Origin of the sequence: Streptomyces sp. NPDC006430 (genome assembly GCF_040612395.1) — a bacterium.
GTDB lineage: Bacteria > Actinomycetota > Actinomycetes > Streptomycetales > Streptomycetaceae > Streptomyces.
Map to the genome: position 1 here is coordinate 235,027 of NZ_JBEXQA010000006.1, position 22,632 is coordinate 257,658.

General features: G+C 72.5%; 23 protein-coding genes and 1 riboswitch. Of the genes, 11 read left to right on the forward strand and 12 right to left on the reverse strand.

The features are described 5' to 3' along the window. Positions 1–75: 75 nt before the first annotated feature. Positions 76–369 carry a hypothetical protein gene (locus ABZZ20_RS12390; protein ID WP_356869346.1) on the forward strand — a complete coding sequence of 98 codons (294 nt, stop codon included), beginning with the start codon at positions 76–78 and terminating at the stop codon, positions 367–369. Between the two features lie 80 nt (positions 370–449). Here the strand turns inward: ABZZ20_RS12390 and ABZZ20_RS12395 are convergent, their stop codons facing one another. Then, positions 450–2,438, reverse strand: coding sequence for a chorismate-binding protein (locus ABZZ20_RS12395; RefSeq protein WP_356869347.1), 1,989 nt, complete (start codon positions 2,436–2,438; stop codon positions 450–452). A gap of 95 nt (positions 2,439–2,533) precedes the next feature. Continuing rightward, on the reverse strand, positions 2,534–2,662 hold the full coding sequence (locus tag ABZZ20_RS12400; protein WP_356869446.1) for a trp operon leader peptide: 129 nt from the start codon (positions 2,660–2,662) through the stop codon (positions 2,534–2,536). Positions 2,663–2,721: 59 nt separating this feature from the next. On the opposite strand from ABZZ20_RS12400, the gene ABZZ20_RS12405 reads away from it, so the two are divergent. Together ABZZ20_RS12405 and ABZZ20_RS12410 are read left to right on the forward strand one after the other, a co-directional pair. Continuing rightward, positions 2,722–4,077, forward strand: a complete 1,356-nt coding sequence (locus ABZZ20_RS12405; protein WP_356869348.1) for a class II 3-deoxy-7-phosphoheptulonate synthase — start codon at positions 2,722–2,724, stop codon at positions 4,075–4,077. Between the two features lie 180 nt (positions 4,078–4,257). After that, a complete protein-coding gene (locus ABZZ20_RS12410) occupies positions 4,258–4,497 on the forward strand; it encodes a (2Fe-2S)-binding protein (RefSeq protein WP_356869349.1) in 240 nt (79 codons plus the stop codon). Positions 4,498–4,548: 51 nt separating this feature from the next. Here the strand turns inward: ABZZ20_RS12410 and bfr are convergent, their stop codons facing one another. Beyond that, positions 4,549–5,028 carry a bacterioferritin gene (gene bfr, locus ABZZ20_RS12415; protein WP_356869350.1) on the reverse strand — a complete coding sequence of 160 codons (480 nt, stop codon included), beginning with the start codon at positions 5,026–5,028 and terminating at the stop codon, positions 4,549–4,551. A gap of 202 nt (positions 5,029–5,230) precedes the next feature. Here bfr and ABZZ20_RS12420 point away from each other — a divergent pair, with 202 nt between their 5' ends. Continuing rightward, complete coding sequence (locus ABZZ20_RS12420; protein ID WP_356869351.1) at positions 5,231–5,863, forward strand: sulfite oxidase-like oxidoreductase; 633 nt, start codon at positions 5,231–5,233, stop codon at positions 5,861–5,863. 39 nt (positions 5,864–5,902) lie between these two features. On the opposite strand, the gene ABZZ20_RS12425 is transcribed toward ABZZ20_RS12420, so the two are convergent. The 5 genes from ABZZ20_RS12425 to thiO all read right to left on the reverse strand — a co-directional run bounded on the left by ABZZ20_RS12425 (position 5,903) and on the right by thiO (position 11,158). Continuing rightward, the gene (locus tag ABZZ20_RS12425) at positions 5,903–6,778 is read right to left on the reverse strand and encodes a deoxyribonuclease IV (protein WP_356869352.1); all 876 of its coding nucleotides are present in this window, start codon (positions 6,776–6,778) and stop codon (positions 5,903–5,905) included. Between the two features lie 3 nt (positions 6,779–6,781). Continuing rightward, positions 6,782–8,728 carry a Stk1 family PASTA domain-containing Ser/Thr kinase gene (pknB, locus tag ABZZ20_RS12430; RefSeq protein WP_356869353.1) on the reverse strand — a complete coding sequence of 649 codons (1,947 nt, stop codon included), beginning with the start codon at positions 8,726–8,728 and terminating at the stop codon, positions 6,782–6,784. Positions 8,729–8,955: 227 nt separating this feature from the next. Further along, positions 8,956–9,750 carry a thiazole synthase gene (locus tag ABZZ20_RS12435; RefSeq protein ID WP_356869354.1) on the reverse strand — a complete coding sequence of 265 codons (795 nt, stop codon included), beginning with the start codon at positions 9,748–9,750 and terminating at the stop codon, positions 8,956–8,958. 5 nt (positions 9,751–9,755) lie between these two features. After that, positions 9,756–9,956 (reverse strand): sulfur carrier protein ThiS, encoded by a 201-nt coding sequence (gene thiS / locus ABZZ20_RS12440; protein WP_356869355.1) that lies wholly within the window; start codon positions 9,954–9,956, stop codon positions 9,756–9,758. Then, positions 9,953–11,158: a glycine oxidase ThiO gene (gene thiO, locus ABZZ20_RS12445; protein WP_356869356.1), complete on the reverse strand. Its 1,206-nt coding sequence runs from the start codon at positions 11,156–11,158 to the stop codon at positions 9,953–9,955. The genes thiS and thiO overlap by 4 nt, the downstream gene beginning before the upstream one ends. After that, positions 11,156–11,268, reverse strand: a riboswitch (TPP riboswitch). (Overlaps the previous gene by 3 nt.) A gap of 92 nt (positions 11,269–11,360) precedes the next feature. Between thiO and ABZZ20_RS12450 the strand changes: the two genes are divergently transcribed. The 5 genes from ABZZ20_RS12450 to ABZZ20_RS12470 all read left to right on the forward strand — a co-directional run bounded on the left by ABZZ20_RS12450 (position 11,361) and on the right by ABZZ20_RS12470 (position 15,774). Beyond that, positions 11,361–12,584 carry an FAD-dependent oxidoreductase gene (locus tag ABZZ20_RS12450; RefSeq protein ID WP_356869357.1) on the forward strand — a complete coding sequence of 408 codons (1,224 nt, stop codon included), beginning with the start codon at positions 11,361–11,363 and terminating at the stop codon, positions 12,582–12,584. A gap of 89 nt (positions 12,585–12,673) precedes the next feature. Beyond that, positions 12,674–13,039, forward strand: coding sequence for an Rv2175c family DNA-binding protein (locus ABZZ20_RS12455; RefSeq protein ID WP_356869358.1), 366 nt, complete (start codon positions 12,674–12,676; stop codon positions 13,037–13,039). Positions 13,040–13,112: 73 nt separating this feature from the next. Continuing rightward, the gene (gene thiE, locus ABZZ20_RS12460; RefSeq protein ID WP_356869359.1) at positions 13,113–13,763 is read left to right on the forward strand and encodes a thiamine phosphate synthase; all 651 of its coding nucleotides are present in this window, start codon (positions 13,113–13,115) and stop codon (positions 13,761–13,763) included. 103 nt (positions 13,764–13,866) lie between these two features. Further along, complete coding sequence (gene metF / locus ABZZ20_RS12465) at positions 13,867–14,784, forward strand: methylenetetrahydrofolate reductase [NAD(P)H] (RefSeq protein ID WP_356869360.1); 918 nt, start codon at positions 13,867–13,869, stop codon at positions 14,782–14,784. A 51-nt stretch (positions 14,785–14,835) separates the two neighbouring features. After that, positions 14,836–15,774 carry a hypothetical protein gene (locus ABZZ20_RS12470; RefSeq protein ID WP_356869361.1) on the forward strand — a complete coding sequence of 313 codons (939 nt, stop codon included), beginning with the start codon at positions 14,836–14,838 and terminating at the stop codon, positions 15,772–15,774. Between the two features lie 24 nt (positions 15,775–15,798). On the opposite strand, the gene ABZZ20_RS12475 is transcribed toward ABZZ20_RS12470, so the two are convergent. The 4 genes from ABZZ20_RS12475 to ABZZ20_RS12490 form a co-directional block, all read right to left on the reverse strand. After that, a complete protein-coding gene (locus tag ABZZ20_RS12475) occupies positions 15,799–17,211 on the reverse strand; it encodes an NAD(P)/FAD-dependent oxidoreductase (protein ID WP_356869362.1) in 1,413 nt (470 codons plus the stop codon). A gap of 201 nt (positions 17,212–17,412) precedes the next feature. Next, complete coding sequence (locus tag ABZZ20_RS12480; protein ID WP_356869363.1) at positions 17,413–17,814, reverse strand: DUF3040 domain-containing protein; 402 nt, start codon at positions 17,812–17,814, stop codon at positions 17,413–17,415. Between the two features lie 309 nt (positions 17,815–18,123). After that, entirely contained in the window at positions 18,124–18,882 is a 759-nt protein-coding gene (locus ABZZ20_RS12485) for a methyltransferase (protein WP_356869364.1), read from the reverse strand. A gap of 132 nt (positions 18,883–19,014) precedes the next feature. After that, a complete protein-coding gene (locus tag ABZZ20_RS12490) occupies positions 19,015–19,506 on the reverse strand; it encodes an SAV_6107 family HEPN domain-containing protein (protein ID WP_356869365.1) in 492 nt (163 codons plus the stop codon). A gap of 194 nt (positions 19,507–19,700) precedes the next feature. On the opposite strand from ABZZ20_RS12490, the gene ABZZ20_RS12495 reads away from it, so the two are divergent. Both ABZZ20_RS12495 and ABZZ20_RS12500 read left to right on the forward strand, forming a co-directional pair. Then, positions 19,701–20,549 (forward strand): ATP-binding cassette domain-containing protein, encoded by an 849-nt coding sequence (locus ABZZ20_RS12495; RefSeq protein WP_356869366.1) that lies wholly within the window; start codon positions 19,701–19,703, stop codon positions 20,547–20,549. After that, on the forward strand, positions 20,521–22,611 hold the full coding sequence (locus tag ABZZ20_RS12500; RefSeq protein WP_356869367.1) for a YhgE/Pip domain-containing protein: 2,091 nt from the start codon (positions 20,521–20,523) through the stop codon (positions 22,609–22,611). Before ABZZ20_RS12495 ends, ABZZ20_RS12500 begins: the two co-directional genes overlap by 29 nt. Positions 22,612–22,632 lie beyond the last annotated feature (21 nt).

Here is a 22,632-nt window from a genome sequence, read left to right on the forward strand (position 1 = left end):
GTATTGCCCCCGGACTTCGGCTCGCGTTCACTCGGCCGTCGCATGGTGCGGGCGGGCGGCGACTATATTCCTCACGTGGATTTCTCCGATCTCAACCGCTGGGTTTTCGCCGGCCTGGCCCTCCTGACCCTGGCCGTCCTGGTGCGGGAGATCCGCCGGCTGCGCCGGGCGGAGCCCGGCGACCGGGCCGGCCGTAGGTGGGACGTCGCCGACCAGTGCGTCGGGCTGGTGGTCGCCGTCGGCGGCGCGCTCGGCAGCATGGAGCTCTTCCTGGCCGGCCTGGCCCTGACCGGCGTGGTGCTCGGTGCCGAGGCCGTCCGCGCGGTCCTGGCCCGCCGCCGCAGGACGGCGGACCGGCCGAGCGCGTGACCCGTGGCTGCGCCCGCACGCGGGCGGCGGCCCCGCCCGGGCGCGGGTCCGGGCCGCGCAGCCCGGACCCGCGCCCGGCCCTAGACCGCTGCGGCCGTCACTGTGGCCAGGAGCTCGCGCAGCAGGTCCGCGCCGTGGAGGGTGAGGACCGATTCCGGGTGGAACTGGACGCCCGTGAAGCCCCCGGCGGCCGAGCGCAGGGCGTGCACCTCGGCCGTCACCGGGTCGCGGGAGACCTCCACGCCCGACAGGGCCAGCCGGCCGGCGAGCTCGTCGGGGCAGTGCGCCGTGTACGTGTTGTAGAAGCCCACCACCTCCTGCGTACCGAAGAAGTCGATCCGGGTCTGCGCCCCCTGCGCCGGCTCCGCCTTGCGGACCAGCGGCAGCCCCAGCTCCGCCGCCAGCAACTCGTGCCCCAGGCAGACCCCGAGCAGGCCGCCCCGGTGCCCGGCCAGGAGTTCGCCGGCCAGCCCGCGCAGCATCCGCATCTTGGGGTCGGCCGGATCCGCCGGGTTCCCCGGGCCCGGGCCCAGCACGATCGGGCCGTCCCAGTTCAGCGCCGTGTCCCGCAGTCCCGGATCGTCGTAGCGGCGTACGGTCACCTCCAGCCCGGTCACCCGCAGGACGTGCGCCAGCATCGCGGTGAAGGTGTCCTCGCCGTCCACCACCAGCGCGTGGCCGGCCAGCGAGGCGGGCTGCTCCTGGGGTCGGAGCCAGAAGGGGGCCAGGTCCGCCCGCCGGGACGCCAGGGCCGCCTGCACCCGGGGGTCGTCCGCCAGCCGCATCCCCTCGAAGGCCGGCCGGGGCGCGGCCGTACGGACCCCGAGGGCCGCCAGCACCCCGGCCGCCTTCGCGTGCGTCTCGGCCACCTCGCCCGCCGGGTCCGAATGCCGCACCAGCGTGGCGCCCACCGGAACCCGCAGGGTGCCGTCCGCGGCGATGTCCGCCGTCCGGATCAGGATGGGGGAGTCCAGCGTCTGCGCACCGGCGGAATCGACGCCCAGCAGCGCCAGCGCCCCCGCGTAGTAGCCGCGCCCGCCCGTCTCGTACCGCTCGATCACCCGGCAGGCGTTCTGCACGGGCGAGCCGGTCACGGTCGCCGCGAACATGGTCTCGCGCAGCACCTCGCGCACGTCCAGCGAGGTCCGGCCGCGCAGCTCGTACTCGGTGTGCGCCAGGTGCGCCATCTCCTTCAGCCGCGGCCCGACGACAACCCTCCCCCTACGCCCTGCGGGCCTGGGTGAACCCCCACCCCAGTCGCCGACCGTGCACATCATCTTCAGCTCCTCGTCGACCACCATCGACAGTTCCTCGGTCTCCTTGCGGTCGCCGAGGAAGTCGAGGAGGGACTCGGCTGTCGGACCCCCGGCCGGATAGCGGTACGTCCCGCTGATCGGGTTCATCACGACCGTGCCGCTGGACACCCGCACGTGCACCTCGGGGCTGGCCCCGACGAGCGTGCGCCCACCCGTCACGCGCCCCCGCCCGTTCGAGGAGGACCGTTCGGGCCCTTGTCCGTTTCCGGTGTGCACGACGTACGTCCAGTACGCGCCCCGCTCGCCCAGCAGCAGCCGTCGGAACAGCGCGAGGGCGTCGGCCCGGCCGAAGCCGTCGATCCGACCCTCGTACGTCCGCCGGATGACGAAGTTCGCGCCCTCGCCGCGCCCGATCTCGTCCCGGATCACGCGCTCGACGATGGTCGCGTACTCCTCGTCGGGCACGTCGAAGCCGCCGCCCTCGACCCGCACGGGGTGGTCCGGCAGTGCGGCCAGCACCTCGGCGAGGGGCAGCTCGTACGCCTGCTCGGCGACCAGCACGCTCAGGGGCGTGCCGTCGTCGCGCACGTCGAAACCGCGCTCCCGGATCTGTCGGAAGGGGACGAGGGCGAGGGTGGGCAGAGCGCGGACGGGTAGATCGGCGAGGTGCTCGACCTCGTGGACCGCGCCGATCAGGAGCTCGACGGTGTCGTGGTCGCGGCCGGGCGTCCGGCGGCGCAGCAGGGCGAACGGCGGGCAGGAGTCGTCGTCGAGCAGGCCGAGCAGTCGGCCGGGTTCCGTGCGGCGTTCCATGGTGGTCGTCCTTTCGGTGGATCTCTTCGAAAGGGGCGGCCGGGCTTCGCACACACCGAAGGCCGCCCCTCGGGGCGGCCTTCGCGTCGTTCGTGTCAGTGGGTACGCGCGAGGTGTGGGCCGCCGGGAGCGGTCCACCACCAGTTCTGGATCACGTGCGCGTACATGCGGGAAACCCTAGCCCACCCGGCGGCGCGACGGGCCGACAACACCAGGAGAGACATCCGTCTCACGTAGTGGGCGTCGGAGTGGACGCCGCGCGTGACGACGTAATGTGTACGGGGTGACCGTGAACGCTGAAACCCAAGCCCCCGCCGACAAGGCGACCTGGCGAGACCTTCCCGCGGCGCAGCAGCCTTCGTACCCCGATGCCGAGGCACTGCGCGCTGTCGTCGCGGACCTCGAGTCGTATCCTCCGCTCGTTTTCGCGGGTGAGTGCGACCAGCTGCGCGCCCGTCTGGGAGCCGTCGCCAAGGGCGAGGCGTTCCTGCTCCAGGGCGGCGACTGCGCCGAGGCCTTCGACGCCGTGTCCGCCGACCACATCCGCGCCAAGCTGAAGACGCTGCTCCAGATGAGTGCCGTACTGACGTATGCGGCCTCCGTGCCCGTCGTCAAGGTCGGCCGCATCGCGGGCCAGTACTCCAAGCCGCGCTCCAAGGACACCGAGACCCGCGACGGCGTCACCCTGCCGACCTACCGCGGCGACTCCGTCAACGGCTTCGCCTTCACCGAAGAGGCCCGGATCCCGGACCCCGAGCGGCTGAAGCGCATGTACCACGCGTCCGCGTCGACGCTGAACCTGGTGCGCGCCTTCACCACCGGCGGTTACGCCGACCTGCGCCAGGTGCACGCCTGGAACCAGGACTTCGTGAAGTCCTCCCCCTCCGGGCAGCGCTACGAGCAGCTCGCGCGGGAGATCGACAACGCGCTGAACTTCATGAAGGCGTGCGGCACCGACCCGGCCGAGTTCAAGGCGGTCGAGTTCTACGCCTCCCACGAGGCGCTGCTGCTCGACTACGAGGGCGCGCTGACCCGCACGGACTCGCGCACCGGCAAGCTGTACGACACCTCCGGCCACATGGTCTGGATCGGCGAGCGCACCCGCCAGCTGGACCATGCGCACATCGAGTTCTGCTCGCAGATCGCCAACCCGATCGGCATCAAGCTCGGCCCCACCACCACGGTGGATGAGGCGCTCACGTACATCGACCGCCTGGACCCCGAGCGCCAGCCGGGCCGGCTGACCTTCGTCGTCCGCATGGGCGCCGACAAGGTCCGCGACAAGCTCCCCGAGCTGGTCGAGAAGGTCACGGCCTCGGGCGCGACCGTCGCCTGGGTCACCGACCCGATGCACGGCAACACCTTCGAGGCGGCCTCCGGCCACAAGACGCGCCGTTTCGACGACGTGCTCGACGAGGTCAAGGGCTTCTTCGAGGTCCACAAGGCCCTCGGCACCCACCCGGGTGGCATCCACGTCGAGCTCACCGGTGACGACGTCACCGAGTGCGTGGGCGGCGGCGACGAGATCTTCGTCGACGACCTGCACCAGCGCTACGAGACGGCCTGCGACCCGCGGCTCAACCGCAGCCAGTCCCTGGACCTGGCCTTCCTGGTCGCCGAAATGTACCGCGATCAGTGAGTGCCGTTCGTGACGGCCTGAACGCCTGAACAGCTACGACAGTGGGGCGCGGATCCGTGTGATCCGCGCCCCACTGTCGTTCCCGGGACTTTCCGGCGACCCGCACTTTAGGTACGGTTAGGTAAGCCTCACCGAATCGGGGATGGCTCAAGAACCGTTCCTGTCAGGGAGGTGAACCGCGTGTACGTCTGCTCTTGCTTCGGCATCACCGACGAGCAGGTCAAGGACCACGCGGCCGCCGGGGCCTGCACCCCCCGCCAGATCGCCTCGGTGACCAAGGCCGGCACCGACTGCGGATCCTGCGTGCGCACCATCCAGGGCATCCTGGGTCGTGGGGCCTGCCCGCGCCGGGAGCTGTTGGAGAAGGGCAAGGCGTCCGCCGCGCTCGCCGCCGCCCCGGAGCTCGCGGAAGCCGCGTAGGGGCCCTACCCCACGCCGGCGCGGCCCTCGGGCCCGTCCCCGGTTTTCGGATCAGCTCTCCGGCTGCTCGATCTGCTGCGCGAGGTAGAGAGGCTCCCCGAGGCTCTCGACGAGCTCCAGCTGGGTGTCGAGGTAGTCGATGTGGTGCTCCTCGTCCGCGAGGATGTCCTCGAACAGACGCGCGGAGGTCACGTCGCCCTTGCCGCGCATCACCTCGATCCCGCGCTTGAGGCGGTCGATCGCCTCCACCTCGACCTGCCGGTCCGCCTGGAACATCTCCGTCACTGTCTGGCCGACCCGTACGTGGAAGAGGCGCTGGTAGTTCGGAAGCGCGTCCAGCATCAGGATGCGCTCGGTGAGCTTGTCCGCGTGCTTCATCTCGTCCATGGACTCGGCGCGGGTGTAGTTCGCGAGCTTGGTCCAACCGTTGCTGTCCTGGATCCGGTAGTGGAGCCAGTACTGGTTGATCGCCGTGAGCTCGCCGGTCAACTGCTCGTTCAGAAACTCGATGACCTCGGGGTCGCCCTGCATCGCAGAGGCTCCTTCCAAGCAATGTCAGCTACGTGACGGGGCCGGGGCACCTCCCGGCCGGAGACCGGGGGGAGTGCGCGCATCCTCGCACCGCCACGGGGGGTCGTCCAGTAAGTACCTCCTTAGTGGGAGTTGCCATGACTTGCCCGTATAGGGAGGTACCAGGTCGTGACCACCCCGCAGCGTCTGTCACCATGGAGCCATGGGTCAGCCGGAAAGCCGGGAATCTCCGGAAGCAGAGCAGCTGGAGCTTCCACCGGGGCAGCGGTTGCAGCGAGGCTGGCCGGTCACCCACTACGGGCCGGTCCCCAAGTTCAAGCCGGACCGCTGGGAGTTCCGCGTCTTCGGGGCCACCGCCGACGGCGAGAAGCACTGCTGGAACCACGAGGAGTTCACGGCCCTGCCGTTCGAATCGGTCGTGGCGGACCTGCACTGCGTGACGAAGTTCAGCATGCTCGGCGCCGAATGGGGCGGGGTCCTCGCCCGCCGGATCCTCGCCCTGGCGCCACCGGCGCCGCAGGTCACGCACGTGATGGTGTGGGCCGAGTACGGTTTCAGCTCCAACCTGCGGCTGGCCGACTTCGCTTCCGAGCGCACCGTGTTCGCCACCCACCAGGGGGGCGAACTGCTCACCGCCGAGCACGGTTTCCCGGTGCGGCTCGTGGTTCCGCACCTGTACGCCTGGAAGGGTCCCAAGTGGGTCCGCGGCATCGAGTACATGACCGCCGACCGCCGCGGCTTCTGGGAGGAGCGCGGCTACCACAACATCGGCGACCCCTGGCGCGAGCAGCGCTACTCGTACCAGGAGGAGCCGGGGGACGGCCCCGAGCTGTAGCCGGTCGTGACGGCGAAGACGATCGCTACGGGACAGCCCTCAGGGCTGGTGGAAGCCGCGCAGTTCCTTCAGCAGCGCCACGTCCCTCGCGTGCCCCTCCTTGCCGCCCGGCGTCTCGATGATCAGCGGGACGCCCTCCGTCGCCGGGTGCGCGAACAGCTCCGCGAACGCGTCCCGGCCGATGTGACCCTGCCCGATGTTGGCGTGGCGGTCCTTGTGGGCGCCCACGCCCTCCTTCGAGTCGTTGGCGTGGATCAGCTTCAGCCGCCCCTCGCCCACCGTGTCCACCAGCAGGTCGAGCGTCTGCTTGACCCCGCCCGGCTCCGCCAGGTCGTGCCCGGCGGCGAAGACGTGGCAGGTGTCCAGGCAGATCCCGAGCTTCGGATGGTGGTCCAGTGCCTCGAAGTACGGACCGAAGTCCCAGGTCCGCGAGCACAGCGAGGAGCCCTGCCCGGCCGTGGACTCCAGCAGCAGGAACGGGTCGTCGTCATGCGTCAGCTCGTCCAGCAGGGCCAGCACGTGCTCCCTGACCTGCGTGTACGCCGCCTCCCGCGGGCGCCCTCCGGTCGCCGAGCCGGTGTGGACGACCACGCCGAGCGCGCCGATCTCCCGGCCGCGGCGCAGTGAGTGCCGCAGGGACTCCACCGACTTCTCGACGGTCGCCTCGGTGTGCGAACCGAAGTTGATCAGGTACGGGGCGTGCACGTACGCCGGGATCGACCCGGCCGCGCACCCGGCACGGAACAGTTCGTCCTGCGCCGGGTTCCCGACCGGGGTGGCCCAGCCGCGCGGATTGGCCACGAAGACCTGGACGGCCTCCGCCCCCATCTCGCGGGCGTACGTCAGGCCCACCGAAGCGAGCCCGCCCGCGACGGGGATGTGCCCGCCTACGGGATTGCGCACGGCCCGTTCCATCCGCTACAGCCCCTTGGTCCGCAGGACGATCGTGCTGCCCTCCGGGGCGCTCTGGCCGCCCGCAACCGACTGGGCGTCCACCGTGTTGCGGAAGGAGAGGAACGGACGTTCCACCTTCACCTTGAAACCGGCCGCCTCCAGCGTCCTGCGCGCCGCGTCCGCCTCCTGCCCGATCACGTTCGGCACCGGGATCTGACGGGGGCCCTTGGAGAGGGCGAGCGTCACCGTGTCGCCCGCCGCGGCCTGGGCGCCGGCGCCGACCGACTGGTTGGCGACCGTACCGGCCGGGAAGGGCGAGTTGATCTGGTCGGCGGCCGTCTCGACCTTCAGCCCGAGGTCCTGGAGGGCTTCTCGGGCCTGGTCGAGGGGCCTGCCGGTCACGTTCGGCACCGGCACCGGCCGGCCCTTGCTGACCACGATCGTGATCGCCGTGTCGGGTGCCCGCCGCTGTCCGCCCCCCGGGTTGGTGTCGATCACCGACCCCTGCGCGACGTCCTGGCTGAACGCCTGCGTGATCAGGCCGGGCGCCAGACCGCTCTTGGTCAGCTCGGCCTTCGCCTCCTCCAGCGGCCGGCCCTTGAGATCGGGCACGACGACGACCTGCGGACCGCGCGAGACGGTCAGCACCACAGCGCCGTTCCCGCGGATGCGCTTGCCGCCCGCGGGGTCGGAGTCCATCACCGTCCCGCGGTCGAAGGCGTCGCTGAACTTCCGGTCGACCCGCTTCACGCCGAGCCCGGCGGCGGACAGCTCGGACTTGGCCTGCTCCTCCGTCTTGCCGAGCAGGTTGGGGACCTTCGTGAACTGGCCCGAGTTGATGTACCAGACCCCCGTGCCGAGGCCCAGGGCGAGCAGGACCCCGACGACGACGAGGAGCACGCCGCGGCGCGGTCGACGCCCCGCCGGGGGGGCCGGCGGCTGCGGCAGCGCCTCGGGACCCTCCGGGAGCTCCAGCCGGGAGGTGCGCTGCACGAGCTGGTCCCCGGCCACTGCCGAGGACGTCCTCGGCGGTGTCGCGACGGGCCGCGGGACCACGCTGGTGCGGTCCTCGGTGGAGCTCCGCTCCACGGCACGGGCCTGCGGCGGTATGGCGTCCAGCTCGGCGTCGGTCAGTCGCGCCCGGACGTCGAGGGTCAGCCCGAGGAGGGCGGCGGCGTCGGAGGGCCGCAGGTCCGGGTTGCGGGCGGCGGCGCACGTGACGAGCTCGTCGAGGCCGACCGCGAGACCGGGGACGGCTGCCGACGGGGGCGGCACGTCCTCGTGGAGCTGCTGGTACAGCACCTGGGCGGGGGTGCCGCCGGTGTGCGGCTTGGAGCCGGTGAGCATCTCGTACAGGACGACGCCGCAGGCGTAGACGTCCACACGGGTGTCGCCGAAGCCGGTCTCGATCTGCTCGGGTGCCAGGTAGGAGACGGTGCCGAGGACGGAACCGGTGGTGCTGGTGACCGTGTCGACGGACCGGACCAGTCCGAAGTCCGCCACCTTGACCCGTCCGTCGTCGCCGATCAGGACGTTCTCGGGCTTCATGTCGCGGTGCACGAACCCGGCCCGGTGGGCGGCGCCGAGGGCCGCCAGGACCGGTTCGAGGATGTCGAGGGCCGCGCGGGGCTGGAGCGCGCCCCGCTCGCGGAGCACGTCGCGCAAGGTGCAGCCGGAGACGTACTCCATGGCGAGGTACGTGTACGGCCCGTCGGTGCCCTGGTCGAAGACGGCGACGACGTTGGGGTGGGCGAGACGGGCGATGGACTTCGCCTCGCGGATGAACCGGTCGACGAACGCGCCGTCGGCGGCGAGGGCCGGATGCATCACCTTCAACGCGAGGACGCGGTCGAGGCGGGTGTCGACGGCCCGGTAGACCGTGGCCATGCCGCCGGCCGCGATTCGGGCATCGATGCGGTAGCGGCCGTCGAGCGTCTGCCCGACGAGGGGGTCATCCAGGGTCGTGTCCACCCGGCGATTCTACGAGCGTCCGGGACGGCGCCGGGCTGGGGCGGGTCGGGTTGCAGCGCACCTGTGACGTCCCGCCACCGTTTCCCCTCCCGTACCGCGCCCCGCGGCGCGCCCGGTTTCCCCTCCCGCACTGCGCCCGCACGAGCCCCGGCGCCGCCGCCCCGAGCCCCGTACGACGGGCGTCGGCGGGGCCGGAGCGGCCGGCGGGAACCTCCCCGCGGCAGCGGTCAGAAGGCCGGGCGTTCCGGGTCCAGAGCGGCCCGGCCCTCCGTGGGGGATGAGGCCTCGGCGAAGCGGCGTTGCGGGATGCGGCCCGCGCGGAAGGCCAGGCGGCCCGCCGACACCGCGTCGCGCATGGCCGCGGCCATCAAGGCGGGGGCCTGCGCCCGCGTCACCGCGGAGGCCAGCATCACTGCGGCGCACCCCAACTCCATCGCCAGCGCCACGTCCGACGCGGTGCCCGCGCCCGCGTCCAGGATCACCGGCACGCCGGCCCGCTCCGCGATGAGCTCGAAGTTGTGCGGGTTGCGGATGCCCATGCCCGAGCCGATCGGGGACCCCAGCGGCATGATCGCCGCGCAGCCCGCGTCCTCCAGTTTGCGGGCCAGTACCGGGTCGTCGTTCGTGTAGGGCAGCACGGTGAAGCCCTCGTCCACCAAGGTCTCCGCCGCATCCAGCAGTTCGACCCCGTCCGGCAGCAGGGTCCGCTCGTCGGCCACCACTTCCAGCTTGATCCAGTCCGTGCCGAGCGCCTCCCGGGCCAGCCGGGCCGTCAGTACCGCCTCGCCCGCCGTGAAGCAGCCCGCGGTGTTCGGCAGGACAGCGATCCCGAGGCGGGACAGCACCGAGAGCACCGAACCCTGGACGGTCGGGTCGAGCCGGCGCATCGCCACCGTCGTGAGCTCCGTACCGGACGCGATCAGCGCCCGTTCCAGCACGTCCAGGCTCGGGGCCCCGCCCGTTCCCATGATCAGGCGGGACGAGAAGGTCCGGCCGCCCAGCACGAAAGCGTCGTCTGCCATCGCGTTCAACCCCCCTGCACAGCGGTGAGGACCTCGACGCGGTCGCCCTCGCCCACCGGCGTGAGCGACCACTGCCCGCGCGGCACCACGGCCTCGTTGAGTGCGGCCGCGACGCCGGACGGTGCCGCGGTCAGGGTGGCGACCACCGCGTCGAGGGTGGTGCCGGCCGCGACCTCGCGCGGCTCGCCGTTGACGGAGATGGTCATGCGTAGGACTCCTGACGTGCGGGGCAGAAGCGGCGCGGGGTGAACGGGCGGGCGATCTCCGGCAGGCTGCCGGTGGTCAGCAGGTCCGCCATCACATCGCCGGTGAGCGGGGTCAGCAGCACCCCGTTGCGGTAGTGCCCGGTGGCCACGTGCAGGCCGGGCAGGTCGGTCGGGCCGAGCAGCGGGGCGTTGTCCGGGGAACCGGGCCGCAGTCCGGCCCGGGTCTCGGTCAGCGCCAGTTCGGTGATGCCGGGCACCAACTCGTGTGCGTCGCGGAGCAGTTCGTACACCCCGCCCGCGGTGACCGTGGTGTCCCAGCCGAGTTCCTCGCTGGTGGCGCCGATGACCAGCTCGCCGTTCTCGCGCGGCACCAGGTACACGTGGCTGCCGCGCACGACCGCCCGTACCGTCCGCGACAGGAACGGCGCGTACGCCGCCGGCACCGCGAGCCGGAGCACCTGCCCCTTCACCGGCCGTACGGGAGGCAGCGCGTGGGCCGGTACTCCGGCCAGCTTGCCGCTGAGCGAGCCGGCCGCCAGGACCACCTGGTCGGCGCGCAGCTGCGTACCGTCGTCGAGCAGCGCGCCGACGGCCCGGTCGGCGGTCACGAGCAGCCGCTCCGCGCCCGCCCGTCGGATCTCCACGCCGGCGCCCTCGCAGGCGGCCAGCAACGCGGCTGCCAGGCGGCGCGGATCGACCTGGTGGTCGCCGTCCACGCGCAGGCCGCCGCGCACGCCGGGGGCCAGCATCGGCTCCAGGCGGCGGCACTCGCGGCCGGTGAGCCACTCGGACTCCAGCCCGCAACGGCGTTGCAGGGCGTGCAGCTCGCGCAGGTGGAGCCGGTCGTCCGCGTCGAGGGCGACCGCGAGGGTGCCGCAGGCGCGGTAGCCGATGTCCGTCCCGCCGCTGGCGTCGGCCAGCTCGGCGGCGAACTCCGGGTAGCGGGCGGCGGAGGCGAGGCCCAGGCCCAACAGGGCCTCCTCGCCGTAGTGCAGCTCGGAGACGGCGGCGAGCATGCCGGCCGCCACCTGGGCGGCGCCGCCCCCGGGCGCCGGATCGGCGAGCACGGTCCGCAGCCCGCGCTGCGCCGCCCGCCAGGCCGTGACCAGTCCGATGATCCCGCCCCCGATGACGAGGACGTCGGATCCCGCGGTGGGTCCCGCGGTGGGTCCTGTGTCGGATCCCTTCCGAGATGAATGCATGGGCGTCCAGCCCCTCCCTTCGCCGGCATGACCCGGATCAGGTTCGTACGGTCGGAGGCCGTCCAGCCTCCCTCTCAGCCCGGTGCGTCCGGACTCCCGCGATAGGTACGGCAGCCAGGTTAACCCCGGTGCCGGCCCCGGGTAAGGCTGCCTCCCCGGGCCGCTATTCCTGACGTACTGTCAGATCGCTAGGGTGGGTGGCGTGAGCGAGCAGACGGAACAGACACAGAGCGGCGTCGTCATCGTCGGCGCCGGAATGGCCGGGGTGCAGACCGCGGTCGCCCTTCGTGAGCAGGGGTGGAGCGGCCCCGTGACCCTGTTGGGCGCCGAGCCCCATCAACCCTACGACCGGCCTCCGCTGTCGAAAGCGGTCCTGCTCGGCAAGGCCGAGGACTCCGCCTTCGACGTGGACTTCGAAGGGCTGGACATCGAGCTCCGCCTCGGTGTCGAGGTCACCGGGCTGCGGGCCGCCGAGCGCGAGCTCGACACCGAGGCCGGGCCGGTCCCCTACGAGGTCCTCGTGCTGGCGACGGGAGCCGAACCCCTGACCCTGCCCGGGGCCGAAGGCGTCCCCGGCGTGCACCTGCTGCGCACGCTGGACGACGCGGCCCGGCTGCGACCGGTGCTGGCCGAGGCGCCGGCGACCGTGGTCGTGGGGGCGGGGTGGATCGGCGCGGAGTTCGCCACCGCGGCCCGGGAGGCGGGCTGCGCGGTGACCGTGGTCGAGGCGGCGGACCGGGTGCTGGCCGGGGCGCTGCCGGCGGAGGTCGCGGCCCCCATGGCGCAGTGGTACGAGGAGGCCGGGGCAGCCCTGCTGACCGGCGCCAAGGTGGCCTCGGTGGAGCCAGGGCGGGTCCTGCTCGCGGACGGGCGGGAGCTGCCGGCAGGGGCGGTCGTCGTGGGCATCGGAGCCCGGCCGGCGACGCGGTGGCTGGCGGGGGCGGGGGTCGAGCTCGGCGCGGACGGCTCGGTGACGGCGGACGCGTACCTGCGGACCTCCCTGCCCGGCGTGTACGCGGTCGGCGACTGCGCCTCGTTCCCGTCGGGGCGGTACGGGGCGCGGCTGCTCGTGCACCACTGGGACAACGCGTTGCAGGGGCCCCGGGTGGTCGCGGCGAACATCGTGGCGCGGGCCCCGGTCCAGGTCTACGACCCGGTGCCGTACTTCTGGTCGGAGCAGTTCGGGCGCTTCGTGCAGTACGCGGGGCATCATGCCGGGGCGGACGAGCCGGTGTGGCGGGGCGACCCGGCCGCCGAGGCCGCCTGGTCGGTGTGCTGGCTGCGGGACGGGGTGCTGGTCGCGGTCCTGGCGGTGGGCCGGCCGCGGGATCTGGCCCAGGGGCGGAAGCTGATCGAGGCGGGCGTTCCCGTCGACCCCGCGAAGGTCCGGGACCCCGCGACCCCGCTGAAATCGGCCCTGGCGTAGGGCCCGGCCCCGGGCGTGGGGGAGCCGCCGGGACCCGGACGGGTCGGCTCGGGTACCGGCGGCCAGTCCGAGGTGGCAGGCTTGTCCTCGTGACCGAGATTGACGCAAAGATCGATGCCCTTGTCCCCGCCTGGCTGTACCTCCCCGACATCGCGGAGATGCTCGACATCGAAGTGACCCGGGTCCGCCAGCTGGTCAAGGAAGGTCAGCTGATCGCCGTGCGCCGCGGTGAGAACCGCGCGCTCCAGGTGCCCGCTCCCTTCATCGACGGCGACAAGGTGGTCAAGGGCCTCTCCGGCCTGCTGACCGTGCTCCGCGACGACGGCTTCTCCGACGAGGAGATGCTGGAGTGGCTCTTCACCGCCGACCCGACCCTGCCCGGCACCCCCGTGCAGGCGCTAAGCGAGAATCGCGGCACGGAGGTGAAGCGCCGCGCTCAGGCGCTCGCCCTCTGAGTCGAGCCGCCTGATCCATCTGCGGTGCGCGGGCCCCGGAAGGCCCGTGCACCGCTCCCACCCGGGGGTACCCATGTCCGCGAACGCCCTGCTGTCCGATGCCCGGCTCTACCTGTGCACGGACGCCCGCACGCGGCAGGGGGACCTCCCCGAGTTCCTCGACGCCGTCCTGGCCGGCGGCGTGGACATCGTCCAGCTCCGGGACAAGGGCATGGAGGCCGGCGAGGAACTGGAACACCTCCAGGTGTTCGCCGAAGCGGCCCGCAGGCACGGCAAGCTCCTCGCGGTGAACGACCGCGCCGACGTCGCCCACGCCATCGGCTCCGACGTCCTGCACCTCGGCCAGGGCGACATCCCGGTGCCCGCAGCCCGCGCGATCCTCGGCGAGGACGTCGTGATCGGCCGTTCTTGTCACGCCGAGTCCGAGGTCGACGCCGCCGTCGCCGAGCCCGGCGTGGACTACTTCTGCACCGGCCCCTGCTGGCCCACCCCCACCAAGCCCGGCCGGTACGCCCCCGGCCTCGGACTGGTCCGGTACGCGGCCTCGCTGGCTCCGGCCCGCCCCTGGTTCGCCATCGGCGGCATCGACGCCGGCAACCTCGACGAGGTCCTCGACGCCGGGGCCGCCCGGATCGTGGTCGTCCGCGCCCTCACGGAGGCCTCCGACCCGGGCGCCGCCGCCGCCGAGCTGGCCGAGCGGATCCGGGCCCGCGTCGGCGCGTAGGCGTCCTCGCCGTGACCCGCGTCGGACCCGGCGCGTGTCCAAAAACATGTCCAAAAGATGGACACGGCTTCGGCGTCCGGGAACCCGCGTCTAACCTGCCCGTATGGCCCTTGGAACCGCTTCCACCCGAACGGACCGTGCACGCACGGTCCGCGACCTGCTGGCGTCCGGGAGCCGGTCGTACTCCTTCGAGTTCTGGGCCCCCAAGACGGAGAAGGGCGAGCGCAACCTCTGGAACGCGCTGCGCCGGATCGAGGCGGTGGGCCCGAGCTTCGTCTCCGTGACCTACGGGGCAGGCGGTTCCACCCGCGGCGGTACCGTCCGGGCCACCCAGCAGATCGCCGCCGACACCACCTTGACCCCCGTCGCGCACCTCACCGCCGTCGACCACTCCATCGCCGAGCTGCGCAACGTGATCGGCCAGTTCGCCGACGCCGGCATCCGCAACATGCTCGCCGTGCGCGGAGACCCGCCGGGCGACCCCATGGGCCCCTGGGTGGCGCATCCCGAGGGCGTGCACTACGCGGCCGACCTGGTCCGGCTGCTCAAGGAGTCCGGCGACTTCTGCGTGGGCGTCGCGGCCTTCCCCGAGATGCACCCGCGCTCGGAGGACTGGGACACGGACATCCGCCACTTCGTGGACAAGTGCCGCGCGGGCGCCGACTACGCGATCACCCAGATGTTCTTCGATCCCGAGAATTATCTGCGGCTGCGCGACAGTGCGCAGAAGGCGGGCTGCGAGACCCCGATCATCCCCGAGGTCATGCCTGTTGTGGGCATCAAGCAGCTGGACCGGCTGCCACAACTCAGCAATGCAGTCTTCCCCGCAGCCGTGAAAGAGCGCATGCTCGCGGTCAAGGACGATCCGGCCGCTGTACGCTCCATGGGGATCGAGTTCGCCACGGAGTTCTGCGCGCGGCTGCTGTCCGAGGGTGTCCCGGGGCTGCACTTCATCACGCTGAACAACTCCACGGCGACTCTCGAGATCTACGAGAACCTGGGCCTGCACCAGCGGGCCTGATCGGCCGGCCCCCCTTTCCTGGGCGGTTGGCCGTACCGAGAGGTGCCACGCATGGGAATGACGGTCCTCTACATCGCGTTCGGTTTCGTCGCGCTGTGGCTGCTTGCCGAGGTCCTGATGCAGTACAAGGCCCGGCTGCGCTGGCGCCTGCTCGCGTTCGCCGGGTTCCTGGGCGTGGTCGCCGGGGTGGTGCTGCCGTCGGTGCTGGTCATCGGCGTCGGCGCGGCGGCGTTCGCCGTGGGCCAGACCCTGGTGACGCTCTCCTTCCGCAAGGGCTTCGAGGCCGGCTGGGCGCTGCGCCGGGGCGGCGAACCCGTGCGGAAGACCCGGCGGCGCCGGGCGGGCGGTCCGCGTCCCGAGCCCGCGTTGGAGGTCACCGGGCTGGAGTACGGGCCGGGTGGGGCGTCCGTAGACGCCGACGGGGCCGACGCGTCCGAGCAGGAGCAGTCGGAGCAGCCGGAGCCGCAGTTCCAGCCCGCGACCGCGGAGTACTACAGCCCGGAGCCGCTGCCCGAGGACACCGGGTCGTACGGGATACAGAGCTTCGCCCCCACCGCCGACGCGGGGCAGACGGCGGCCTTCGCCCCGCCGTTCGGCACGGCCGAGCAGGACGCCCACCAGTACGCCGCGTACTACGACGCGCAGGGCCAGGGCGGCTACGACTACTCCGCCGGCTATCCGATGGGCGGCGAACAGCAGGTCTACGCCGCGTACTCGGACCCGTACATCGGCACGGGCGGGGGCGTCATCCCGCAGCAGCCGTACGACTACGCGCCGTACCCCGACTACCCCACCGACCCGTACGCGAGCGCGCAGCAGCAGTACTCCATGGACACCCCGCCGGGCGGGGTGTGGGTGCCGCAGCAGCGGTCCACCGACCAGTCGGCCCAGCCCTACCCGGGGGACGACCAGCAGTACCCGCAGCAGCCGCAGCAGCCGCAGCAGTACCCGTACCAGGGCACCGGCGAGTACGAGCAGTACCGCTACTGAGGCCGGTGCCGCGGGGCGGCCGGCTCACCGGGAGCCGCGGAATTGCGCGCCCTCCACGATCAGGCCGGCCACCAGGGCCCCGGTCATCCCGGCGTGCGCCAGCCCGCCGCCGGGGTGCGCCCAGCCGCCCGCGAGGAACAGGCCGGGCAGGGCCGAGGTGTTTGCGGGGTAGAGCAGTCGGCCGTCCGCTCCGGCGAGTGCCGGCGGGGGCACCGCGCCGCCCGGGGCGCCGGTGGCCGCCTCGATGTCAGCGGGCGTACGCGCCTGCGTCCACACGAGCCGCTCGCGCAGCCCGGGCACGGCACGGGCGGCCAGGTCCAGGAGCTCCTCCGCACGGGGCTCAGGGGTACCTTCCGGGCCGCACACGGCGCTCACGGTGATCGCCTCGTGGTCCGCGTCGGGCCGGCAGGCGGGGTCGTCGGGGCGCAGCACGGTGAGCTGGACGCCGGGGGAGTGGACCAGGGTGCGGTGAACGGCGTCCGCGGGGCGGGCGCCGCGCAGCGCGAGCAGCAGGGTGAACCGGCTCGCCACCCCCGGCCCGCGCGCGGGGGCGCCGCCGGCCGGCAGCGGGGCCCGCAGCTGCCGCGGGTCGGCCCCGCAGACCACGAGGTCGGCGGCCACCTCGGAGCCGTCGGCCAGGAGCAGTCCGGCCGCCCGGCCGTCGCGCTCCAGGACCTCCCGCACCGGTGCGTCGAGCACGAAGGTGACCTTCCGCTCCCGGCAGCGCTCGTACACGGCGGTGGCGAGCGCCCGCATCCCCCCGCGCACGTACCAGCTGCCGAAGGTCTGCTCCATGTACGGCAGCACCGCCGCGGAGGCGGGTGCGGTGGCGGGATCGATCCCGTACGCGCGCACACGGGCGGCCAGCAGCTCACCGAGCGCGCCGCCCAGCTCGCGGTCGGCCACCTCGGCGAGGGTCGGCGGACGGCGGCGCAGCAGACCGCTCCGGCGCAGCGCGGGGTACGGATCCCGACCGAGCACCTGCCAGTCGGGGCGCAGCGGCTCCTCCAGCAGGGGGCGGCGGGTCGCGTCCCAGGCGTCCCGGGCCCGGCCCAGGACGCCGTTCCAGCGCTCTCCGGCGCCCGCGCCGAAGGTTTCGTCGAGGACTGCGGCGGCGCCGCCGCGCGAGGCGCCCGGGAGGGTGACGGCCGTGCCGTCGGCCAGGACGTGCCGGACAGCCGGATCCACCTGGACCATGTCGACGCAGTCCTCCAGGGGCCGCTTGCCGGTCTTGACGAACAGGTCGCGGTAGACGGCGGGCAGGTGCAGCAGCCCCGGGCCGGTGTCGAAGGCGAAGCCATCGCGCTCGTAGCGGCCGACGGAGCCGCCGTACGTCGACCCGCGCTCGTACACCGTCACCTGGTGTCCCGCTACGGCCAGCCGGGCCGCCGTAGCCATCGCGCCCATCCCAGCGCCGATCACCGCAATTCGTGCCATGCGGATGACCCTACCGAGCGGGATCCGAGGAGGTCAGCGGGGTGGGGCTGCGGACCGCCCGGCGGCTTCGGGGTCGTGCGGGGGGCCGGATCAGTGGAGCGGGCCGGAGCGGCGGAGCAGAGCAGTGAGGGGACGGCCTACCCGGCCGCCGGCCGGGAGCTGCCCTCAGGGCGCCGTCCCCTCACTCGTGTCTGCGCGGGGCTAGTGCCCCTGCTCGTCGCGGCGGCGCTGCCACCGCTCCTCGATGCGGGTCATCATCGACCGACGCTGCCGGTTCCGGCCGTGGGCCGAACCGCCTGCACTGCCGGAGACGGGCTGCTCGCCGGGCTTGGGTGCCTTGCGCCAACCGGTGACCACGAGGACCGTACAACCCAGCATGACGAGGAACCCCACCACGCTGACCCAGAGTACGTTCGGAATGATCACGCCGGTCATGAGGAGCGCGATGCCCACCACAATGCCTGCGGCTGCCTGGTAGACCCGTCGCCGGGTGTACGTGCGCAGCCCGCTTCCCTCAAGCGCTGTCGCGAACTTGGGGTCTTCGGCGTACAGCGCTCGCTCCATCTGCTCGAGCATGCGCTGCTCGTGCTCCGAGAGCGGCACGGGAGTCCTCCTCATCCGTCGGTCGCGGGGGGAGCGACCAGGGGTCCCCTTCAGGATAGGCGGGGAATCGCCCCCGTGACACCCGCCCTCTACGCCACGTTACAAAAACACGGCCCGAAAAAAGCACTGCCCGAAAACGCACTGCCTGAGCAAAGCCACTGCAGGGAACCGTACCGCCGGGTGGGCGGCCACTGAGGCGCTTATTCCCCAACGGTTCGTCCACCATGCCGGTCCCTGTTCACGATCATACGGGGCGGGCCCTCGGAGCGGAGGGTGTCCCGAACACTCCGTGGAGGCGAACTCCGCAGATCAGGCGCGCTTCTCGCCCAAAACGTGCAACTGGGTGGCGACCGCGTGGAAGGCGGGCAGCTCCGCTGCGGCCTCCTCCAGGCGCAGCAGGGCCTCGACCGCACCCGGCTCGGTGTCCACCAGGACTCCGGGGACGAGGTCGGCGAAGATGCGCACTCCGTGCACCGCACCGACCTCCAGGCCGGCCCCGCGGACCAGTTCGGTGAGCTGCTCGGCGGTGAAGCGCCGCGGTACCGGGTCCCCCGCGCCCCAGCGGCCGGCCGGGTCGGTGAGTGCCGTACGGGCCTCGGTGAAGTGGCCGGCCAGCGCGCGGGCCAGCACGGCCCCGCCGAGCCCGGCGCCGAGCAGGCTCAGCGTGCCGCCGGGGCGCAGGGCCGCCACCGCGTTGGCCACGCCTTCCGCCGGGTCGTCCACGTACTCCAGCACGCCGTGGCAGAGCACCACGTCGTACGCCTCGCGCTCGACGACGTCGAGCAGGCCCTGGGCGTCGCCCTGTACGCCGCGCACCAGGTCGGCGACACCGGCTTCCGCGACGCGGCGCTCCAGCCCGAACAGCGCGTTCGGGCTGGGGTCCACCACGGTCACCCGGTGGCCCAGTCGGGCCACGGGCACGGCGAACTTGCCGGTGCCGCCACCGGTGTCCAGCACGTCCAGCACATCCCGCCCGGTCGCCTTCGCCCGGCGGTCGAGCGCCTCCTTGAGGACCTCCCACACCACGGCGGTGCGGAGGGAGGCACGGGGGCGGGAAGTTTCCGACACGGCTGATGGCTCCTCGGCGCGATAAGGGTGAGAGACGCGTGTCCCACCCTATGGCCTGAGGGGTGTCCTGCCGGTCATTCCCCCTGGCGCCGCCCGCAGGCACCCCGCAGCGGCTCGGCCCGCGCCCGACGCTCAGCCCGCGTCCGGATGCTCCGGGCCCTCGGGGCGGGGCTGTGGCAGGGCCGGCGCGACCGGTTGGAGGGCGAGCATCCGCTCCACCAGCCGCAGGAACATCGACACGGCGCGCACCAGGTCGTCCGCATCCCGGGCCGTCGCCGCGTCCCGTATCCCCGCCTCGGCCCGCGCCCGGCGGGCGGCGCCGGAGGCGAACAGCGCGCTCCACTCCGTCAGTTCCGGTGCTATCTCCGGCAGTACCTCCCAGGCGCTGCGGATCCGGGGCCGCCGCCGCGGGTGCACTGGTTCCGGCCGCCCGCGCGCGGCGAGCACGGCCGCGGCGGTACGCAGCGCGGCGAGGTGCGCGGTGGCGTACCGCTCGTTGGGCCGGGTCAGACGGGCGGCCTCGGCCAGGCCGTCGCGGGCCTTGGCGAGCAGGTCGAGCGCGGCTGGGGGTGCAGCCGACCTGCGCGGGACGGGGTGGACAGGGGACGGGGACGGTGTGGCCATGACGAACCTCCTGTCGTTGCGTACTGCTGTGTCTGTGTTTGTGCCTGCATTCATCGTGACGGTCGCCACTGACAATCGCGCTGACCTGCGACTTTGCCCCCTCTGCCCGGCCAACTGGCCCCCGTGCGGGTGGGCTGCACCCGAAGGTGCTAAATTTTTGAACTGACCAGTCAGTTCAAAAGAAGGGGGACGGCGTGGACAGCCCGCACGGTGCGGCCGTCACAGCCGAGAACTTCGGACTCAAGGGCCCGCGCGGCTGGGTGTTCCGGGGGGTGGGGATCGATGCGGAGCCCGGCTCGCTCATCGTGATCGAAGGCCCCTCCGGCAGTGGTCGGACCTGCCTGCTCCTCGCCCTCACCGGACGCATGAAGCCCAGCGAGGGCCATGCCGAGATCGCCCACCACCGGCTGCCCAGGCACATGGCCGCGGTTCGCCGGATCGCCGCGCTCGGCCCCGTTGCCGGGGTCAACGAGCTCGACCAGGCCCTCACCGTCGCCGAGCAACTGCGCGAGGGCGCACTGCTCCAACGCCGATACGAGGGCCCGGTCCGTGCCCTGCTGCGCCCGCGCTCCGAGCGCAGCACCAGCAGCCAGGCCCGGATCGACGCCGCCCTGGCCGCCGCCGGGCTCGACCTCGACACGCTGCCCAAGGGCCCCCGCACTTCCGTACGGGACCTCGAACGACTGGAGGCGGTCCGGCTCTCCGTGGCCATCGCCCTGATGGGATCGCCGCGGCTGCTCGCCTTGGACGACCTCGACCTCAAGCTCTCGGACGCCGAACGCGCCCAGGCCTGGATCATGCTCCGCTCGATCGCCGCCGGGGGGACCACCGTCCTCGCGGTGTGCAGCGAGGCCCCGGACGGCGTGACGGTCCTGCGCACGGGCGCCGAGGTCGAGCCGGCCGAACCCGCCGTTCCCGGGGCCGGGGCCGTCCAGCCCGCCGCGGACGAGAACCCCGGCGACACCGACGACACCGACGACACCGACGAGACCGACGACACGAAGGGGGCGGACGATGCACTCGCCGAAGCTGGCCGCGCTTGAGCTGAAGCGGTTCGGGCGGGGGAAGCTGCCCCGGGCCGCCCTCGTCGCGCTGCTCCTGCTGCCACTGCTCTACGGAGCCCTGTACCTCTGGTCCTTCTGGGACCCGTACAGCCGCCTCGACAGGGTGCCCGTCGCCCTCGTCAACTCCGACAAGGGTGCCACCGTCGACGGCAACCGCATCGACGCCGGCGGCGAGATCACCAAGAAGCTGCACGCCAGCAAGACCTTCGAGTGGCACGACGTGAGCGCCGACGAGGCGGCCAAGGGTCTGGAGAACGGGACGTACTACCTGTCCCTGACCATGCCTGCCGACTTCAGCGCGAAGATCGCTTCCAGCTCCGGCGAGGACCCGACCGCCAGCGCCCTCCAGGTCCGCACCAACGACGCGAACAACTACATCGTCGGCTCGATCTCCCGCACGGTGTTCTCCGAGGTCCGCTCGGCGGCGTCCACCAACGCCTCCCGCGGCTTCCTCGACAAGATCTTCGTCAACTTCTCCGACCTGCACGACAAGACCGCCGAGGCCGCGGAGGGCGCCGACAAGCTCAAGGACGGCGCGAGCAAGGCCCAGAAGGGCGCCAAGGACATCGCCGACGGCCTCGACACGGTCGAGGAGAAGAACGGCGAGATCACCGGCGGTCTGAAGAAGCTCAACTCGGCCGCCGGCAAGCTGGAGACCGGTACGAAGGACATCGCCGACGGCACCCAGACGCTCGCCGACAAGGTCAACGGCGCCGCCTCCCAGGCCAAGCCGTTCCTGAAGGACCCCAAGCAGGTGGCCGACACCGCCCTGCTCGTCGCGGACACCGCCAAGGTGGTCAACAACCACCTGGACACCTTCGCCAAGAAGGCCCCGGCCGCCGCCGCCGTGACCCAGCGGGTCTCCACCGGTACCGCCGACGTCTACGGGAAGACCTGCACCGCGGGTACCCAGCCGGTCCCCGCCACCTGCCCCCAGCTGAAGAAGCTCAAGGACGACGCGGCCGAGGCCGCCCTGCTCGCCGGCGATGTCAACACCCTCGTCAAGGACACCAACGGCGACCTCGGCAAGCTCAAGCGGGAGTTGACCGTCCTGGAGAAGCAGGCCCGGGACCTCGCCGCGGCAGCCCCCGGCCTCTCCTCCAAGCTCGACGCGGCCGTCACCCAGGTCAACGCCCTCAACACCGGCGCCCACAAGGTCGCCACCGGCATGGCCCAACTGCACACCGGCCTCGGCAAGGCCACCGACGGCTCCGAGGCCCTCGGCGAGGGCGTCGGCAAGATCGGCGACGGTGCGCACAGCCTCGACGGCGGCCTGTACAAGCTCGCCGACGGCAACGGCACCCTCGCCGACGGCCTGCACACCGGCGCCGACAAGATCCCGGACTACGACCAGCAGCAGCGCGACGCCCGCACCGAGGTCATGGCCGACCCGGTCAAGCTCGCCAACCAGGCCCTGCACAAGGCGCCCAACTACGGCACCGGATTCGCCCCGTACTTCATCCCGCTCTCCCTCTGGGTCGGCGCGATGGTCGCCTACATGCTGATCGCGCCGATGAACCGGCGGGCCCTGGCCGCCGGCGCCTCGCCCTGGCGGATCGCCCTCGCGGGCTGGCTGCCCGTGGCCGGCCTGGGCGTCCTGCAGGTGGCCGCCCTGATGTCCGTACTGCACTGGGCCCCGGGGCTCGGCCTGCAGATGGAGCGCCCGGCCCTCACCATCGGGTTCCTGATGCTGGTCACCGGCTGCTTCGCCGCGATCGTCCAGTGGCTCAACGCCAAGTTCGGTGCGGCCGGCCGCATCCTGGTGCTGGCCGTCCTGATGCTCCAGCTGACCTCGGCGGGCGGTACGTACCCCGTCCAGACCAGTCCGGACTTCTTCAACGACATCCACCCGTACCTGCCGATGTCGTACATCGTCGAGAGCCTGCGCCGCCTCATCACCGGTGGTGACCTCGCCCCGGTCTGGCAGGGCAGCGCGGTCCTGGCCGCCTTCACCGCCGGCGCGCTCGCCCTCACCGCGCTCGCCGCCCGCGGCAAGCAGGTGTGGACGATGGACCGGCTGCACCCGGAACTGAGCCTGTAGAGATCGGTTGACCTGTGAGAA